Source organism: Sphaerisporangium aureirubrum, assembly GCF_042658925.1.
GTDB lineage: Bacteria > Actinomycetota > Actinomycetes > Streptosporangiales > Streptosporangiaceae > Sphaerisporangium > Sphaerisporangium aureirubrum.
On record NZ_JBHSRF010000123.1, the window covers coordinates 1 to 17,748 of the forward strand.

16 protein-coding genes are annotated in these 17,748 nt (G+C 69.6%); 7 read left to right on the plus strand and 9 right to left on the minus strand.

What is annotated here, in order from left to right; genetic code table 11:
- Window positions 1-1,559: 1,559 nt before the first annotated feature.
- Both ACFP1K_RS39085 and ACFP1K_RS39090 read left to right on the plus strand, forming a co-directional pair.
- The gene (locus tag ACFP1K_RS39085) at window positions 1,560-1,925 is read left to right on the plus strand and encodes a hypothetical protein (protein ID WP_380763263.1); all 366 of its coding nucleotides are present in this window, start codon (window positions 1,560-1,562) and stop codon (window positions 1,923-1,925) included.
- 232 nt (window positions 1,926-2,157) lie between these two features.
- Complete coding sequence (locus ACFP1K_RS39090) at window positions 2,158-3,390, plus strand: hypothetical protein (protein WP_380763265.1); 1,233 nt, start codon at window positions 2,158-2,160, stop codon at window positions 3,388-3,390.
- Window positions 3,391-3,483: 93 nt separating this feature from the next.
- On the opposite strand, the gene ACFP1K_RS39095 is transcribed toward ACFP1K_RS39090, so the two are convergent.
- From ACFP1K_RS39095 to ACFP1K_RS39125, 7 genes are all read right to left on the minus strand, one after another.
- Entirely contained in the window at window positions 3,484-4,248 is a 765-nt protein-coding gene (locus tag ACFP1K_RS39095; protein ID WP_380763267.1) for a succinate dehydrogenase/fumarate reductase iron-sulfur subunit, read from the minus strand.
- Window positions 4,245-6,155, minus strand: coding sequence for a fumarate reductase/succinate dehydrogenase flavoprotein subunit (locus ACFP1K_RS39100; RefSeq protein ID WP_449329180.1), 1,911 nt, complete (start codon window positions 6,153-6,155; stop codon window positions 4,245-4,247). Before ACFP1K_RS39100 ends, ACFP1K_RS39095 begins: the two co-directional genes overlap by 4 nt.
- A gap of 8 nt (window positions 6,156-6,163) precedes the next feature.
- Window positions 6,164-6,979, minus strand: coding sequence for a hypothetical protein (locus ACFP1K_RS39105; RefSeq protein WP_380763269.1), 816 nt, complete (start codon window positions 6,977-6,979; stop codon window positions 6,164-6,166).
- 219 nt (window positions 6,980-7,198) lie between these two features.
- On the minus strand, window positions 7,199-7,654 hold the full coding sequence (locus ACFP1K_RS39110; protein ID WP_380763271.1) for a response regulator: 456 nt from the start codon (window positions 7,652-7,654) through the stop codon (window positions 7,199-7,201).
- The gene (locus ACFP1K_RS39115; protein ID WP_380763273.1) at window positions 7,647-9,242 is read right to left on the minus strand and encodes a sensor histidine kinase; all 1,596 of its coding nucleotides are present in this window, start codon (window positions 9,240-9,242) and stop codon (window positions 7,647-7,649) included. Before ACFP1K_RS39115 ends, ACFP1K_RS39110 begins: the two co-directional genes overlap by 8 nt.
- Window positions 9,243-9,246: 4 nt before the next feature.
- A complete protein-coding gene (locus ACFP1K_RS39120) occupies window positions 9,247-10,446 on the minus strand; it encodes a PP2C family protein-serine/threonine phosphatase (protein ID WP_380763275.1) in 1,200 nt (399 codons plus the stop codon).
- 142 nt (window positions 10,447-10,588) lie between these two features.
- On the minus strand, window positions 10,589-11,545 hold the full coding sequence (locus ACFP1K_RS39125; RefSeq protein ID WP_380763277.1) for a LysR family transcriptional regulator: 957 nt from the start codon (window positions 11,543-11,545) through the stop codon (window positions 10,589-10,591).
- 187 nt (window positions 11,546-11,732) lie between these two features.
- Here ACFP1K_RS39125 and ACFP1K_RS39130 point away from each other — a divergent pair, with 187 nt between their 5' ends.
- From ACFP1K_RS39130 to ACFP1K_RS39145, 4 genes are all read left to right on the plus strand, one after another.
- Window positions 11,733-12,494 (plus strand): succinate dehydrogenase cytochrome b subunit, encoded by a 762-nt coding sequence (locus tag ACFP1K_RS39130; protein WP_380763279.1) that lies wholly within the window; start codon window positions 11,733-11,735, stop codon window positions 12,492-12,494.
- Complete coding sequence (locus tag ACFP1K_RS39135) at window positions 12,491-14,416, plus strand: fumarate reductase/succinate dehydrogenase flavoprotein subunit (RefSeq protein ID WP_380763281.1); 1,926 nt, start codon at window positions 12,491-12,493, stop codon at window positions 14,414-14,416. The genes ACFP1K_RS39130 and ACFP1K_RS39135 overlap by 4 nt, the downstream gene beginning before the upstream one ends.
- A gap of 16 nt (window positions 14,417-14,432) precedes the next feature.
- A complete protein-coding gene (locus ACFP1K_RS39140; RefSeq protein ID WP_380763283.1) occupies window positions 14,433-15,170 on the plus strand; it encodes a succinate dehydrogenase/fumarate reductase iron-sulfur subunit in 738 nt (245 codons plus the stop codon).
- Window positions 15,171-15,577: 407 nt separating this feature from the next.
- Window positions 15,578-15,877 (plus strand): helix-turn-helix domain-containing protein, encoded by a 300-nt coding sequence (locus ACFP1K_RS39145; RefSeq protein WP_380763285.1) that lies wholly within the window; start codon window positions 15,578-15,580, stop codon window positions 15,875-15,877.
- A gap of 195 nt (window positions 15,878-16,072) precedes the next feature.
- On the opposite strand, the gene ACFP1K_RS39150 is transcribed toward ACFP1K_RS39145, so the two are convergent.
- Window positions 16,073-16,294 (minus strand): DUF397 domain-containing protein, encoded by a 222-nt coding sequence (locus tag ACFP1K_RS39150; protein ID WP_380763287.1) that lies wholly within the window; start codon window positions 16,292-16,294, stop codon window positions 16,073-16,075.
- Window positions 16,294-17,151 carry a helix-turn-helix domain-containing protein gene (locus ACFP1K_RS39155; protein WP_380763289.1) on the minus strand — a complete coding sequence of 286 codons (858 nt, stop codon included), beginning with the start codon at window positions 17,149-17,151 and terminating at the stop codon, window positions 16,294-16,296. Before ACFP1K_RS39155 ends, ACFP1K_RS39150 begins: the two co-directional genes overlap by 1 nt.
- A 205-nt stretch (window positions 17,152-17,356) precedes the next feature.
- Between ACFP1K_RS39155 and ACFP1K_RS39160 the strand changes: the two genes are divergently transcribed.
- Window positions 17,357-17,748 (plus strand): ATP-binding protein (locus ACFP1K_RS39160; RefSeq protein WP_380763291.1); only part of this gene is annotated, 392 nt, incomplete at its 3' end.

A 17,748-nucleotide genomic window follows, 5' to 3' on the forward strand; every position in this document is an offset into this window, starting at 1 on the left:
CAGCCACCCCCCTCACCACCGACCTCACCCAGCCCGGCCCCACCCCAAGCGAACCCAAGGATTCCAAAACCCCCCCAAACCGCCCGGACACCGCCCCCGCACAGCCCGGGACCATGCCAGGGGGACCCGAGGCCGTGCCAGGCCCGACGGGGGCCGTGCCAGAGCAGCCTGGGGCCACCCCAGGGGAGACCAAGGTTGTCCCCGGACTGACGGAGACCCCCCCGGGGCAGACTGCGGCCGTGCCAGGGGGGACGGAGACCGCCCCCGGGCTGACGGGGGCTGTGCCAGGACTGACGGGGACCGTCCCCGGGCTGACGGAGACCGCCCCCGGGCAGGCTGCGGCCGTGCCAGGGGGGACGGAGACCGCCCCCGGGCAGGCGGGGGCTGTGCCAGAACTGACGGGGACCGTCCCCGGGCTGACGGAGATCGCCCCCGGGCAGGCTGCGGCCGTGCCAGGGGGGACGGAGACCGCCCCCCGGCAGACTGTGGCCGTGCCAGGGGGGACGGAGACCGCCCCCGGGCAGACCGCAGCTGTGCCAGGGGGGACGGAGACCGCCCCCGGGCAGGCGGGGGCTATGCCAGGGCTGGCGGGGGCTATGCCAGGGCTGACGGGGGCCGTGCCAGGGCTGGCGGAGACTGCCGCCGGGCAGACTGCGACCGTGCCGGGAGGGACCGAGACCGCCCCCGGGCGGACGGGGGCCGCCCTCGAGAGTACCGAGACCGCGCCAGGGATGAGCGAGGCCGCCCCAGGGGTGGCCAAGGTCGCCGGTGGGGAGACCGGGGCCGTTCCTGGGCTGGGTGTGACCGCTCCTGCAGGGGGCGATCCCGTCGTATTCGCCCCCTTTGGCGTGTTCCCGAGCGATGTGAGCAGGAGTCCCGGCGGTGCGAGCGTCGGCGGGCGGCTGCCCGGGAAAGCCGACGGCCTGCCGCCGAAGGCCGGCGGCCCGGCCATGGGCGCCGATGGTCCGGTGGCCGCCACCATGATCCCGCGCCCATCCCCGGGCCTCCCTGCCCGGCCGTCGGCGGCGCTTGTCCACCCCAAGCCGGTCACCCCCAGGCTCCCGCTCCCGAGGCCGCTCCCCAGCCCCACGCCGTTCGCGGTGCCGATGCCCATGCCCGCCCCGTCGTCCGCGTCCCCGAGGACGCGGACCCTCGAAATGCCCCTCCCCAAGCGGCCCTCCGGCACCGTCCCCGTCCCGGGAGCACCCCTGACGGCCCAGATCCCCGCCGCACCCGCCCGGCCCGCACGACCGGCAAAGCCCGCCCCGCCGGGACAGTTCGCACAGCCGGGCCAAGCTATGCGGCCGGGACAAGCCATGCGGCCGGGACAACTCGCGCCAGGGCAGCCCGCGCCAGGGCAGTTCGCACCGGGGCAGTTCGCACCGGGGCAGCCCGTGCCGGGGCAAGCCGCGCCAGGGCAGCACGCCCCAGGGCAGCACGCCCCAGGGCAGCACGCCCCAGGGCAGCACGCCCCAGGGCAGCACGCCCCAGGGCGGCCTGCGCCGGGGCAGTTCGCACCGGGACAGTTCGCGCCGGGGCAGCCCGCGCCGGGGCTGCCTGTGCCAGGGCAGTTCGCACCGGGGCAGTTGGCGCCGGGGCAGTCCGCTCCCGGGCAGCCCGCGCCGGGGCTGCTCGCTCTCCCCGGGCAGCCCGTCCTGCCGGGGCAGATGCCGTCCGGTCCCTCCGCTCAGTTGCCGTCCCTGCCTTCAGCTCAGCCCCCGGGGTTCCCCGCCGCGCAGGCGCCTGCCCCGGCTCAGCAGCCGCCCGCGCAGACACGCGACCTGGTGGCGGGCATAAACGATGACCTGAGCGGCGTGCGCGGATTTCCGGCCGTCGCCGCGGCGGTGATCCTCCTGCTGGCCTCCCTGTGGCTGCAGTCCGCGCTGCGCCGTCGTCGCGCGGCCAAGAAGCCACCCGTCGGGTAGCAACCCGGCGGGGGTCGAAACCGGGGCCGGTGCCGTGCAGGGACGGGGAGAACCGGTCGCGTCCGAACTACGGGAAACGGTCCAGAAGCGCGCCGGTGGCCGTGGCGACGGGGAAGGGTGGCCCTCGCGATGGGTTTGTGTGACTTGTGTCGGGGATTAGGCTTTACTGTTCCGTTGGCCCAACTAGTATTTCCCTTGACTTGATCGGCTCGGGAAACTTGGGAGGGCTACGGTGAGCGGACGCGTTCGTGTGACGGCCGTGTCCGCTGTGGTGGCGTCGCTGGGGCTGACGGGGCTGGTCCTGCTGGCCACCGCGCCGATGACGTCCCCGAAGGCCAACGCGGCCAACGCCGCGATGGCCGACCCCACCCAGGTGGAGCCCACCGATCCCACCATCACCGACTCCGAGAGCCCGGACGCCGAGGAGACGGAGCCCACGGTGACGGTCACCATCACCGAGGAGCCGGACCCGGTGGTGACCAAGACGCGGACGGTCACGCCGCGCCCCACCAGGACGGTGAAGGTCACCAAGTCCCCCAAGCCGCGCGCGAGCAGCACCAGCCCGGTCGCGCCGCCGCCCACCGTGTCGCAGGCGCCGCCCTCCGGCCTGCCGGTGCTGCCGACGAACCCGCCGATCGACACGCCGCCGCCGTCCGCCGAGCCGACGGTCCCCGACCCGCAGCTCTCGCTGTCGCTGGCGACGCCCACCCCGCCCACCGACACCGCGGCCGCCGCCCCGAGCGCCTCCTTCGAGGACCCGACGCCGGACTCCGTGCCGATCGAGATCCGCAACGCCTCGCCCGAGTACGACCAGCTCACCCTGAGCCGCAGGCTCGCCATCCCCGGCGTGCTGCTGGCGGTGCTGGTCATGCTGGGCGTCCTGGTCTTCGAGGGCCGCATCCGCCGCATGGCGCACGCGGCGGCCGTCCGCAGGGCCGGCCCGCGCCCGCCCGGCCGCCACCGCGGAGGTGACGACGGCCTGCCCATGCCGGGCTACCCGATCTACCACGGCGGGACGGCCTACGCGCCGATCATCAGCTTCGTCCCCGTGCAGAACTACCCGGGCGGCTACCCCCAGGACCCGCAGCAGTTCGGCGACCCGCAGGTGATCGGCGACCCCCAGGCCTACGGCGCCCAGCCCTACGGCCCCGGCTACGACCCGGCGGATGCCCACTTCGAGCAGCCCCCCAGCACGCCGTACAGCTCCGGTGTGGTGCTCCCGGCGGGCATGTCCGGCCCGTCCGAGCCGTGGCCCCGCCCCGCCGCCCCCGACGCCACGATGACCTTCCCCGGCTCTCCTCCGGCCGACATGGGCAGGGCGGGTGAGGGTGTCACGCTGCAGGGCTCCCCGCTCCCCGGCGGTGCCCAGGGCCCGACCGGCACCGTGCAGGGCCCCCTGCCCGGTGGCCCGGAGAGCGGCAAGCGCCGCGGCCTCGGCAAGCTGTTCCGTCGCGGCGGCTCCTGAGCCGTAGGTCCGCTCTCGCGCCGGACGTATACCGACGAAGAAGGGCCCGTCCGCATCGGACGGGCCCTTCTTCGTCAAGGCGTAAGGCGAACTTCAGGACTTCGTGGAGCTCGGCCGCTTGAAGATCTTGTTGCCCAGCCACACCAGCGGGTCGTACTTGCGGTCCACGACCCGTTCCTTCATCGGGATCAGCGCGTTGTCGGTGATCTTGATGTGCTCGGGGCAGACCTCGGTGCAGCACTTGGTGATGTTGCAGTACCCGAGCCCGTGCTCCTCCTGCGCGGAGTTCTTGCGGTCGGCCACGTCGTAGGGGTGCATGTCCAGCTCGGCGATCCGCATGAGGTAACGCGGCCCGGCGAAGGCCGGCTTGTTCTCCTCGTGGTCACGGATCACGTGGCAGACGTTGTTGCACATGAAGCACTCGATGCACTTGCGGAACTCCTGGGACCGCTCGACGTCGACCTGCTGCATGCGGTACTCGCCGGGCTTGACGTTGTCCGGCGGGGTGAAGGACGGGATCTCCCGCGCCTTCTGGTAGTTGAACGAGACGTCCGTGACCAGGTCCTTGATCACGGGGAAGGTGCGCATCGGCGTCACCGTGATCGTCTCGTCCTCGGTGAACGTCGACATGCGGGTCATGCACCCGAGCCGCGGCTTGCCGTTGATCTCCACCGAGCACGAGCCGCACTTGCCCGCCTTGCAGTTCCACCGCACCGCCAGATCGGGCGCCTGCGTGGCCTGCAACCGGTGGATGACGTCGAGGACGACCTCACCCTCGTTCACCTCGACGACGAAGTCCTCGAGCGCGCCCTCGCCGCCCTCGCCGCGCCACACGCGGAATTTGGCCTTGTAACTCATCGGGACTCCTTCACGAGCGCGTCGAATTCCGCCATCTCGTCGGCGGTGAGGTACTTGCTGAGCTCCGCCCGGTCGAACAGCGTCAGCAGGTCCTCGCGCATGGAGGGCTGCTCCTGCTCCTCCACGCTCACCTCGCCGTCCGCGGCGACCCCGCACACCAGCAGCTTGCGCCGCCAGTCGGCCGACATGCCCGGGTAGTCGTCGCGGGTGTGCCCGCCGCGGCTCTCCTCGCGCAGCAGCGCCGCGCGCGCCACGCACTCGGACACGAGCAGCATGTTGCGCAGGTCGAGCGCGAGGTGCCAGCCGGGGTTGTAGATCCGGCCGCCGGGCGCGCCGGAGTTGGCGGCCCGCTCCTTGAGCTTGACGACGACCTCCAGCGCCTCCCTGATCTCCCCGGCCTTGCGGATGATCCCGACCAGTTCGTTCATGGTCCGCTGGAGCTCGTGGTGCACCTCGTAGGGGTTCTCCCCGCCGCCGCGCGCCAGCGGCGCCAGGGCCTCCACCTCGGCGTCCGCGAGCGACTCGGCGGCGATCACCGGCCGCGAGCCGAGCCCGTCGACGTACGCCGCCGCGCCCGCCCCGGCCCGCCGGCCGAACACCAGAAGGTCGGACAGGGAGTTGCCGCCGAGACGGTTGGAGCCGTGCATGCCGCCGGACACCTCACCGGCCGCGAACAGCCCCGGGACCGACGAGGCGGCCGTGTCGGCGTCCACCTCGACGCCGCCCATGATGTAGTGGCAGGTCGGCCCGACCTCCATGGGCTCGGCGGTGATGTCGACGTCCGCCAGCTCCTTGAACTGGTGGTGCATGGACGGCAGCCGCTTGACGATCTCGGCGGCGGGCAGGCGGCTGGACACGTCCAGGAACACACCGCCGTGCGGTGTCCCGCGACCCGCCTTGACCTCGGAGTTGATCGCGCGGGCGACCTCGTCGCGGGGCAGCAGCTCGGGAGGACGGCGGTTGTTGGCCTGGTCGTTGTACCAGCGGTCGCCCTCCTCCTCGGTGGTCGCGTACTTGTCCTTGAACACGTCGGGGATGTAGTTGAACATGAACCGCACGCCGTCGGAGTTGCGCAGCACCCCGCCGTCGCCGCGCACCGACTCGGTGACCAGGATGCCGCGCACGGACGGCGGCCACACCATGCCGGTGGGGTGGAACTGGATGAACTCCATGTTGATCAGCTTCGCCCCGGCCAGCAGCGCCAGCGCGTGCCCGTCCCCGGTGTACTCCCAGGAGTTGGACGTGACGGTGTAGGACTTGCCGATGCCGCCGGTGGCCAGCACGACCGCCGGCGTGTCGAAGCAGATCAGGCGGCCGGTCTCCCGCCAGTACCCGAACGCGCCGCTGATCGCGGCGTCGTCGTCCGGGCCGTCCTTGAGTAGCCGCGTGATCGTGCACTCGGCGAACACCTTGAGGTACGCCTCGGGGTCGCCGTGCAGCCGCTCGTCCTCCTGCTGGAGGGCGACGACCCGCTGCTGCAGCGTGCGGATCAGCTCCAGGCCGGTGCGGTCGCCGACGTGGGCCAGCCGCGGGTATTCGTGGCCGCCGAAGTTCCGCTGGCTGATCTTGCCGTCCTTGGTGCGGTCGAACAACGCGCCCCAGGCCTCCAGCTCCCAGACGCGGTCCGGGGCCTCCTTGGCGTGCAGCTCGGCCATGCGCCAGTTGTTGAGGAACTTGCCCCCGCGCATGGTGTCCCGGAAGTGCACCATCCAGTTGTCGTCGGAGTTGACGTTCCCCATCGCCGCGGCGGCGCCGCCCTCCGCCATGACGGTGTGGGCCTTGCCGAACAGCGACTTGCAGACGATGGCCGTGCGCTTCCCCTGCTGCCGGGCCTCGATCGCCGCCCGGAGCCCGGCGCCGCCCGCTCCGATGACGACGACGTCGTATTCGTGACGCTCGATTTCCACAATGATCCTTAGGCGAACGGGAAGTTGATGACGCCCTTGGCGACCAGGCGCACGTACAGGTCGGCGAGCATGACGGAGTACATCGACAGCCAGGCCAGCAGCATGTGGCGGCTGTTCAGCCGCGACACGAAGGTCCACATCTTGTAGCGCACGGGGTGCTTGGAGAAGTGGTTGAGCCGGCCGGCCGTGATGTGGCGGCAGGAGTGGCAGCTCAGGGTGTACGCCCAGATGAGCACCACGTTGACCCACAGGATGATCGTGCCGAGCCCGACGTGCCCCCAGTTGCCCTCGGCGTCGCGCAGCGCCAGCACCGCGTCCCAGGTGAGGACCAGGGCGATCAGCACCGCGCCGTAGAAGAAGTAGCGGTGGACGTTCTGGATGATCAGCGGCAGCCGCGTCTCACCGGTGTACTTCTTGTGCGGCTCGCCCACCGCGCAGGCCGGCGGCGAGAGCCAGAACGCGCGGTAGTACCCCTTGCGGTAGTAGTAACAGGTGAGACGGAACCCCGCGGGAAGGCCGAGGATCAATATGCCGGGCGGCAGCGTCCACCAGTCGCCGAAGGGGGCGAGCCCGAGGAACCGCGCCCCCTCGGGACAGGAGGTCGCGAGGCACGGCGAGGAGAAAGGAGCGATGTAGGGCTCGACGAAGTAACTCTGGTCGAAGATCGCCCAGAATCCGTATACGAGGAACGACGCGAGCGCCGCGAATGTGATGGCCGGGGCCAACCACCATCGGTCCGTGCGCAGGGTGCGCGCCTTGATCTGGGCTCGCTGCTTGCGCTGGGCCGGCTCGTTGGCCGGCCGACCGGCCGTTGTCTGGGTCATCGGAGAACTCTCCACCTCCGGCGGATCTCACCGTCCGGTGTACGGGAGATCCGGGCTTTTCACGTGGTCGCTGGGTGCGTGCCGCGCGCGTCTGTATCGCGCCGATCACACAGCCGCGCGCGTGCCGGTGGGCGTCTACGTTACGAGGCCTGAGACCGTGGCGTGAGCATGGTCACTCACTTTTTCCGCTGACCAGGTGTGATTCCCGTCACGTCGGAGTCAGGCCCAGGGACGCTGGCCCGTCTTAGGCAGTTTAACGACACTGACGAAGAAGTCGTCGATCTGGCGTACCACCTTGATGAACTGGTCGAAGTCCACGGGCTTGGCGACGTACGCGTTGGCGTGCAGGTGGTAGCTGCGGAGGATGTCCTCCTCCGCCTCGGAGGTGGTCAGCACCACCACGGGGATGCTGCGGAGGTTGGCGTCGGCCTTGATGTCCTCCAGCACCTCCCGGCCGTCCTTGCGGGGCAGGTTGAGGTCGAGAAGGATCAGGTCGGGCCGGGGCGTCTCGGCGTACTTGCCCTCCTGGCGCAGGAACGCCATGGCCTGCTCGCCGTCGCTGACCACGTGAAGCTTGTTCTTCACCTTGTTGTGCTCGAACGCCTCCCGGGTGAGGAGCACATCACCTGGATCGTCCTCCACTAGAAGGACGTCGATGAAGCGGTAGTCAGTCATGGGGCTCGTCTCCGGGTAGCGCGGGCAGGGTGAAGCGGAAGGTGGTGCCGGGATGCTCGGGGTCGGCGTCGTCCAGCCAGATCTTGCCACCGTGGTATTCGACGATCTTCCTGCACAGCGCCAGGCCGATCCCCGTTCCGGGATACACGTCGCGCGGGTGCAGGCGCTGGAATATCAGGAATATGCGATCAGAGTACTTGGTGTCGATCCCGATTCCGTTGTCGGCGCAGGCGAACTCCCACATGTCGCCCTGCCGCCCCACCGTGATGCCGACCTTGGGCGGCCGGTCGCTGTGGAACTTCAGGGCGTTGCCGATGAGGTTCTGAAAGAGCTGGGTGAGCAGCACCCGGTTGCCGAACACCTCCGGCAGCGGATCATGGGTCACCGTGGCGCCGGTGTCCTCGATCTGCGCCGACAGGTTGCCCACCGCCGTCTCCAGCACCACCCCGACGTCGGTGGCGGCCTTCTCGCCCCCGACCCGGCCCACCCGCGACAGGTCGAGCAGATCGTTGATCAGCAACTGCATGCGCTTGGCGCCGTCCACCGCGAACGCGATGTACTGCCGGGCCCGCTCGTCGAGCTGGTCGCTGTACCGCTGCTCCAGCATGCGGGTGAAACTGGCCACCTTGCGCAGCGGCTCCTGCAGGTCGTGGCTGGCGACGTAGGCGAACTGCTCCAGCTCGGCGTTCGACCTGCGCAGCTCCACCGCCTGATCGGACAACTGCTGTTTGGCGTCCGCCGACCGCCGCCACTCCCGCACGATGCGCCCGCGCATCGCGTCCACCCGCCCCGACAACTCGGCCAGCTCTGCGGGCCGGGTCACCATCAGCGGCCGGTCGAAATCGCCGAGCGCGACCGCCCGCACCTGGCCGGTGAGCTGGGAGATGGGGCGCAGCACGATGTACCGGACGATCAGCGTGAACGCGACGGCCGTCCCGACGAACACCAGGCCCAGCACGCCGAGCACGTAGTAGAGCGCCGTCCAGCCCTGCTCCAGCCACCGGCTCGCCCGGTCGTGCAGATCGGTCAGGTTGGCCTGCTGCGCCGACAGCGCGTCCTGCACGTTGCGGAACCGCGGGGCGTTGACGTTGACGTACGCCGAGGCCGTCTGGGTCTTCAGCTCCGGCACCGCCGCGATGACGGCGTCGGCGTAGTCGCGGTGCCAGGCGGCGCTGGTCTCCTTCAACCGGGCGAGGTTCTCGCGGGCGAGGGCGACGCGGCTCGACTCGCCCGGCAGCCTGGCGATCAGCGTGTCCAGCTGCGCCATGGCCGCGGTCTCCCTGGCCAGCGCGACGCGGTAGTCCTGGAGGAACTGCGGGTCGTTGGTCCTGGCGTACGTCCGGATGGCGGTCTCCTGCGTCGTGAGCGACGTGGAGACCTCCAGGGTGCGCAGCACGGCCGGGTCGATCGAGTCGATCACGGCCTCGCGGGCCAGCCGGGTGATGTTGACCGTCAGCACCGTGAGGCCGGCCGCCAGGACGAAGATGAGCGCCGACAGCGCCCCGGCGATGAGGAACCACCGCCCGAGGCGCAGTCGTCCCACGCCCTTGGGCGGCGCGGGGGGCGGGAGGGGGGCGAGCTCGGTCATGACGTCACAGCCGTCTCCGGCCGACCAACACGGCGGCCAAGTCATCGTTCAAGGCGTTCTCGTGCATCTCCTGAACGGCGGTGATGATGCGGTCGAGATCGATCTCGCCCTGTTCACGGATGAGGCGGATCAGACCCTCGGTGCCGAGGAGGTCGGGGCCGCCGCCCACGGTGGCCTCGATCAGGCCGTCGGTGTACAGCAGCATCGCCCAGTCGTCACCGAGCGGTAGGTCGATGGTGGTCCACTCGACGTCGACGAAGATGCCGAGCGGCGGGCCGGACGGGGTGCCGTGCACCAGGTCGAGCACGCCGCCGCGCACCCCGCCGCGCACGAACAGCGGCGGCGGATGGCCGACGACGTGCAGCTGGGCGTGCTTCAGATCCGGGTCGATGGTGACCGTGCACATCGTGGTGAAGATCTCCGGCGACTTGCGCTCGTGCCGCAGCACCGTCTCCAGCGTGACGAGCAGATCGTTGCCCGTGTGCCCGGCCAGCACCAGCGTGCGCCAGGCGATGCGCAGCGCCGCGCCGAGCGCCGCCTCGTCCGGCCCGTGCCCGCACACGTCGCCGATGACCACGTGCACCGCGCCGTCCTGAGTCTGCACGGTGTCCCAGAAGTCGCCCGCCAGCAGCGCCTGCCGCCGGCCCGGCAGGTAACGCGCCTGGTGGAGGAGCGCCTTGCGGGTGTGCTCGTCCCTGAGCATGGGGATGGGCAGCAGGCCGCGCTCCAGCCGGGCGTTCTCCTGGCTGCGGTGCTGGGCCTCGGCGAGCTTGCGCTGGGTCAGGTCGGCCCGCTTGCGCTCGATGGCGTAGCTGATGGCCCTGCCCAGCAGACGGTCGTCCACGTCCTGCTTGATCAGGTAGTCCTGCGCGCCCGCGGCGACCGCCTCGACACCCATGTGCGCGTCGTTGAGACCGGTGAGGACCAGGACGGCGGTGTCCGGTGCCATGGTGAGCACCTGGCGCAGCGCCTCTAACCCGGTGGCGTCGGGGAGCGAGAGGTCGACCACGACGCAGTGGACGTCGTCGGTCAGCCGTTCACGGGTCTCGGCAAGGGTGCGCGCCCAAATGATCTTGGTGGGCTCGGGCGAACCGGCCAGCAGCTCTTCGACCAGGAATGCGTCACCGGCGTCATCCTCGATCAGGAGGATGGTGAGCATCTCCTCGGCCGGGGCCGCCGGCGTGCCAGGCGAGAGCGCGGTCACTGGTTCCTCTTGTGAAGTGATGGTCGGCCTGGAGTGTTGCCCTGCACCTTATAAGGAAAGCAGTCCGGCCGCATGGTCACCTCGAACCATGACTTTCTACTGATAAGCATCTTGAATCTCGTTTTGCCCGTGCGAATGGGGATCATTCCAACGGCAGACCGGCGAGGCCGACACCCTGCGGCAACGTCCCCTCTCCGGCGGCCTCCGACAGATACGACAGCAAGGTGGCGCGGAAAGCCTGCGCCGCCCGGGTCGGCTCCACGTCCTTGCGATGAGCGAGCGCTATCGTGCGGCGAAGACCCGGCGGCGCCAGCGGGACGCCGGTGAGCCCCGGGCGCCCGTCCAGCACCATCGACGGCACCACCGCGACCCCCAGACCGACCTCCACGAACCGCAGCACGGCGTCCATCTCACCGCCCTCCACCGCGAACCGCGGCTCGAAGCCCGCCTGACGGCACGCGGCCAGGGTCGCCTCCCGCAGGTCGTAGCCCCGGCGGAACATCACCAGCGGCTTGCCGCGCAGGTCCTCGATCCGCAGGTATTTGCGGCGGGTCTTGGGAGGGCTAGCCCTGGCGGCCTCCGCCGGGCAGGCCACGACCAGGCTCTCCACCAGGATCTCCTCGGTGATCAGCGAGGGGTCGCTGCTGTGCAACGGCAGGATGATCAACGCCAGGTCGAGCCTGCCGCGCGCCAGATCACCCACCAGGTCGCGCGACCCGCCCTCCTCCACGATCAGATCGATGCCCGGATAGTCACGGTGGTACCGCGCCAGCGCGTCCGCCAGCAGCCCCGCGCACAACGACGGCGTCGCGCCGAGCCGCACCCGCCCCCGCAGCAGCCCCGCCAGCTCCGCCACCTCCCGCCGCGCCGTGTCGGCGTCCGCGAGCATGCGGCGGGCCAGGGGGAGCAACGCCTCACCGGCCGGCGTGAGCGTCACGTTGCCCCGCGCCCGGCTGAACAGCCGCGCGCCGAGCTCGGTCTCCAGCGCCTTGATCTGCTTGCTGAGGGACGGCTGCGCCACCCGCATCCGTTCCGCCGCGTGCGTGAAGTGAGAGGTCTCCGCCACAGCCACGAAGGAGGCGAGTTGCTGGAGCTGCACGTCTCACAGCGTACGGCGGCACCATGATCACGACCGGCACGGGGTGTCCGCGATGTGAGATTGCTCGCACCCGCCCCCCGCCCGCGCGGGCGCTTCGGCCCGGAGCCACGGCCCATAGCCTCCGGCTATCGTCACCAGGCGTTTCATGACTTGGACGGCGCCCGCGCGCGTGCCTACCGTCCGGCACGTGACTTCCATCATTGAGCGGGGCCGGGCCACCAAGTCCGTGCCGCCCGCCGCGCCGCCCGCCAAGACGCCGGCCTGGGGCGGGCGCCGGGGCGTGCACCGCTCGTCCAACGGCCAGAAGGCCGTCATGGCGATCTCCGGCGCCGTGCTCGTCCTGTTCCTCGTCGGTCACATGCTGGGCAACCTCAAGATCTTCCTCGGCGCCGCCTCCTTCAACGCGTACGCCGAATGGCTGCGCACCGTCGGCGAGCCCGCGCTGCCCGGCCGCGTCCTGCTCACCGTCACCGAGATCGCGCTGGTCGCCGCCGTACTGCTGCACATGACCTCCGCCGTCGCCCTCGCCCGCCGCGCGTCCAAGGCCCGGCCGGTCAGGTACGCCGCCCGCCGCCGCTCCCAGGCCCGCGGCTACGTGGCCCGCACCATGCGCTACGGCGGCGTCATCATCGCGCTGTTCGTCGTCTGGCACCTGCTGGACCTGACCTTCGGCGTCGTCAACCCCGAAGGCTTCGCCGCCACCCCCTACGACCGCGTCGTCGAGGGCTTCGCCCCCGCGCGGTGGCCGGTGACCCTGTTCTACGTCGTCGCGCTGGTCATGGTCGGCCTGCACCTGCGGCACGGCCTGTGGAGCGCGTTCCAGACCCTCGGCCTGGCCCGCGGCCGCACCCGGAACCTGCTGAGCGCCGCGGCCGCCGCCTTCTCCGCCGTGCTCGTGCTCGGCTTCCTGTCCGTCCCCCTCGCCGTGCTGATCGGGGTGCTGAAGTGAACTACACGACCGGTGAGCCGCTGCGGGACACCAAGGCCCCCGACGGCCCGATCGAGGAACGCTGGGACCGCCGCCGCTTCTCCGCCCGGCTGGTCAACCCCGCCAACAAGCGCAAACTGCACGTCATCGTCGTCGGCACCGGCCTCGCCGGCGGCTCCGCCGCCGCGACGCTCGGCGAGCTCGGATACCGCGTCAGCTCGTTCTGCTACCAGGACTCGCCCCGCCGCGCCCACTCCATCGCCGCGCAGGGCGGGATCAACGCCGCCAAGAACTACCGCGGCGACGGCGACTCGATCCACCGCCTGTTCTACGACACCGTCAAGGGCGGCGACTTCCGCGCCCGCGAGTCCAACGTGTACCGGCTCGCCCAGGTCAGCGTGAACATCATCGACCAGGCCGTGGCCCAGGGCGTGCCCTTCGCCCGCGAGTACGGTGGCCTGCTCGACACCCGCTCGTTCGGCGGCGCCCAGGTGTCGCGCACCTTCTACGCGCGGGGCCAGACGGGCCAGCAGCTGCTGCTGGGGGCGTACCAAGCACTGGAACGGCAGGTCGCCGCCGGGACCGTGACGACGTACACCAGGCACGAGATGCTCGACCTGGTGGTCAGCGGCGGCCGGGCCCGCGGCGTGATCGTGCGCGACCTGGTCACCGGCGAGATCGAGACCCACCTGGCGGACGCCGTGGTGCTCGCCAGCGGCGGCTACGGCAACGTGTTCTTCCTGTCCACCAACGCCAAGGGCTGCAACACCACCGCGATCTGGCGCGCACACCGGCGCGGGGCCTACTTCGGCAACCCCTGCTACACGCAGATCCACCCGACGTGCATCCCGGTCAGCGGGGAGTACCAGTCCAAGCTGACCCTGATGTCGGAGTCCTTGCGCAACGACGGCCGCGTGTGGGTGCCGCTGAAGGCCGGCGACGACCGGGTGCCCGGCGACATCCCCGAAGCCGAGCGCGATTACTACCTAGAGCGGATATATCCCGCTTTCGGAAACCTGGTGCCCCGGGACATCGCCTCCCGCGCCGCCAAGAACGTCTGCGACGAAGGCCGCGGCGTCGGCCCCGGCGGCCTCGGCGTCTACCTCGACTTCGCCGACGCCATCGCCCGCCTCGGCCGCGACACCGTCGAGAAGAAGTACGGCAACCTCTTCGAGATGTACGAGCGCATCACCGGCGAGGACCCCTACACCCGCCCCATGCGCATCTACCCCGCCGTCCACTACACCATGGGCGGCCTGTGGGTCGACTACGACCTCCAGTCCACCATTTCCGGACTTTTCGTGATTGGCGAGGCCAACTTCTCCGACCACGGTGCCAACCGCCTCGGCGCCTCCGCGCTGATGCAGGGCCTCGCCGACGGCTACTTCGTCCTCCCCACCACCATCGGCGACTACCTGGCCGACGGCCCCTTCGACGAGGTCTCCCCCGACGACGTCGACGAGGCCCGCGCCCAGGTCACCAGCAAGATCGACCGCCTGCTCTCCGCCGACGGCACCCGCACCCCCGACTCCTTCCACCGCGAACTGGGCCGCCTCATGTGGGACCACTGCGGCATGGAACGCACCGCCGAAGGTCTGCGCAAGGCCCTGGAGCGCATCCCCGAACTACGCGAGGAGTTCTGGCGCGACGTCAAGGTCACCGGCACCGACGACGGCCTCAACCAGGCCCTCGAACGCGCCGGCCGCGTCGCCGACTTCTTCGACCTCGCCGAACTCATGTGCCTCGACGCCCTGCACCGCACCGAATCGTGCGGCGGCCACTTCCGCGCCGAATCCCAGACCGACGACGGCGAAGCCCTCCGCGACGACGACAACTTCGCCTACGTCGCCGCCTGGGAACACGGCACCGACGGCGCCCCTGTCCTGCACAAGGAAGCCCTCACCTACGACCACGTCAAGCTGACCCAGCGCAGCTACAAGTGACCACCGGGAGCCCTTCGTGAACCTGACCCTGAAGGTCTGGCGCCAGTCCGGCCCCGCCGACGGCGGCCAGATGGTGACCTACCAGGTCCAGGACGTCTCCCCGGACATGTCCTTCCTGGAAATGCTCGACGTCCTCAACGAACGCCTCGCCCTGTCCGGCGACGACCCCATCGCCTTCGACCACGACTGCCGCGAAGGCATCTGCGGCATGTGCGGCATGGTCATCAACGGCGTCGCCCACGGCGACCAGCGAGCCACCACCACCTGCCAGCTCCACATGCGCCACTTCAAAGACGGCGACACCGTGACCATCGAGCCCTGGCGCGCCGCCCCCTTCCCCGTCATCAAGGACCTGGTGGTCGACCGCAGCTCCTTCGACCGCATCATCCAGGCCGGCGGCTTCATCAGCGTCCCCACCGGCTCCGCCCCCGACGCCCACAGCATCCCGGTAAAGAAGGAGTCGGCCGACGACGCCTTCGACGCGGCAACCTGCATAGGCTGCGGCGCCTGCGTAGCCGCCTGCCCCAACGGCTCCGCTTCGCTCTTCACCGCCGCCAAAATCACCCACCTGGGCAACCTCCCCCAGGGCGCCCCCGAACGCGACACCCGCGTAGTAGCCATGGTCGACCAAATGGACCTAGAGGGCTTCGGCGGCTGCACCAACACCGGCGAATGCACCGCCGTCTGCCCCAAGGGCATCTCGTTGGACGTAATCACCCAAATGAACCGCGACTACCTGAAGTCAGCCCGCTGACGATGCTTAGGGCGGGGGAGTAACGACCCCCGCCTTGGAAATGGGCCTCGCTCCGCTCGGGCTGTTTTATTTAGGGCCCTACCGGGCCACCCCCACCTAATGCGGGCCACTCCGTAGGTTCATGACGGCGCCTGGTGACCACAGAAGCGTTCGACGTTATTTCCATCCTCGGTCGCTATGCCCGGACGGGATGGCTTCGTCAGAGTCGGATACGACCGTGAGCTGGGCTGATTCCTCATTCCAGGGACACAATACTCGCCACACGTATAACGTCCATGCCCTCAGACGTCACCGTGCCGACGGTGTTTCATCAGCACTGTCAGCGGGAGATAGGAGAGATCGAACGGGGCGGTGCGAGCCACGATCGGGTGTATCGCCGAGGAACACACGGGTAGGGGGTGAATTATTTGAGCAACAGCAACGCCTGGTCGGAGACGCGTGCCGAGGTCATGAGCCGCCCGGGAGCCGGAGCCGTCTACGAAGCCGCCCGGACCCGCTTCGCGATCAGCGAAGCTGTACGGCGACGCCGCGAAGAACTCGGCCTCACTCAGGCCGAGATGGCCGAACGCGCAGGCCTCAAGCAGCCGGCGGTAGCCAGACTGGAAGCAGGCGGCACCATGCCGACCATCCCAATGCTGGAACGCGTCGCCGAGGCCCTCGACGGACGACTAATCGTCCAATTCCAGCCGCTCAGCGAAGCGGGCTGACACCACTGGCCTTATGAACCCTGTCGAACCTGAGTCCAGACGATAATCGGATCACGCCCAATGCTTGGCTGGGTGGGGGAGCAGCTCCCCAGCCCCCAAACGGGCCTCGCTCCGCTCGGACTGTATTTCTTTGGGCCCTATCGGGCCAACCCTCCCGCGGCGCGGCCCGGCTATTGAAATCTGCGGAAGGAAGGTTCAGAGCAGTCCTCGCTTGAGCCCGTGCGCGAACAGGCGCCACTCACGCCGGTTGACAACAACCTTTGGCTCGTCGGGACTCTTGGAGTCCCGGATTGCCACCGACGTTCCGAACGAAGCCGCCTCAACGCAGTTGCCTCCCTGAGCACTGCTATGCGAGCTCTTCCGCCAGGTGACCTGGGAAACGTCCACTGTGGCTCCACTCCATAAGTGATCAGTCATCACGCCAAGAGTTCGGTCGCCTTCATGATCAACGCATACGACTCGTCAGGCCCACATGCGCGCGCCCGGAGATGATCGAACATGAGGTTATAAGTATCCGCCTCAACCGGGTTCTCCAGATAGAGGCTACCGGCCCGGTATTCGATGTAGACGACATCAGGGTCTCGCCGATCCGGAAACCCCAGAATCGTGAACGCGCCGTCCATGCCTGGATGTGCTCCTGCGTCGAACGGCAAGACCTGAAGAGTGACGTGGCTGAGCCGGCTGGCCTCTCCCAGGCGGCGAAGCTGGTCCTGCATCGTGGCTCGGCCACCCACCAGACGCCGGATGATCGCCTCGTTGAGCACGATCCACATGGTCGGTGAGTCCTCCTCGGTCAGCCTCTTCTGCCGCTCCATCCGGAGAGCCACCCGACGCTCGGTCTCGGCCTCGCTGGGCACCACGGGCTCCGCGAGTATCGTCGCCCGTGCGTAGGCTTCTGTCTGGAGCACCCCAGGCACCCACTCCGACTCGTATGTCCGGAGCGTGATCGCCTCTTCCTCCAGACTTACGAACGTCTCGAACCACGCCGGAATCGTGTCGGCGTACGGATGCCACCACCCCCGCTTGCGTGCCTCCCTGGCCATGGCCAGCAACGACTCCCGCTGCCCCTCGTCGATTCCGTACAGCTCCAACATGAGCGCCACCTCGGCTATACGAGGCCCGGACTGGGCGATCTCAAAGCGAGTGATCGTGGCAGGCGCGCACCCGAGCACCTCGGCCACCTGCTCCCGGGTGAGCCCGGCTTGCTTCCGAAGCCGCCGTAGCTCAGCGGCGAGTCGCCGACGACGTGCCGTAGGGCTGGTACGCGGGCTCATTGGCTACCTCTCTCCACCGGTGGTCATCTCGGCGCGATGCGGTGGCAAGCCGGCCCAGAAGAAACTGCACTAGTTCACTGGATCCTCGTGCACCTCGCGCTGACTGTGTGCACACTAGTGCTTACTTTAAGTAGCAGCATGGGTTTTGGGTTACCCGGCGCGCATCTCCACCTGGACGCGCGACGCTCACATCCGAGGAGCCTCAATGGTTGAGTCACCGGACGACCTCCGCGTCGTCTGCTGGGACCTCCCCAACACCCTCGCCATGATCGGCGAGGCCCGGCGCGACGTAAGCAGAACCCTCGTCGACTGGGGACTGGAGCCCCTGGCAGAAGACGTAGTCCTAGTGGCCAGCGAACTCCTCGCGAACGCCGTAACGTACGGCGAGCCCCCCATACGCCTCTCCCTATGGGCAACCCCAAGCAGCCTGTCCATCAGAGTGACCGACCACGGCCCCGACCGCCCCCGCCTACTCCACCTAGCCCCCGACGCCCTCCACGGCCGAGGCCTGACCATCGTCACCGCCCTAGCCCCCGACCACGGCACAACCCCCACCCCCAACCCCCCAGGCAAAACCGTCTGGGCCCGCTGGCCCAC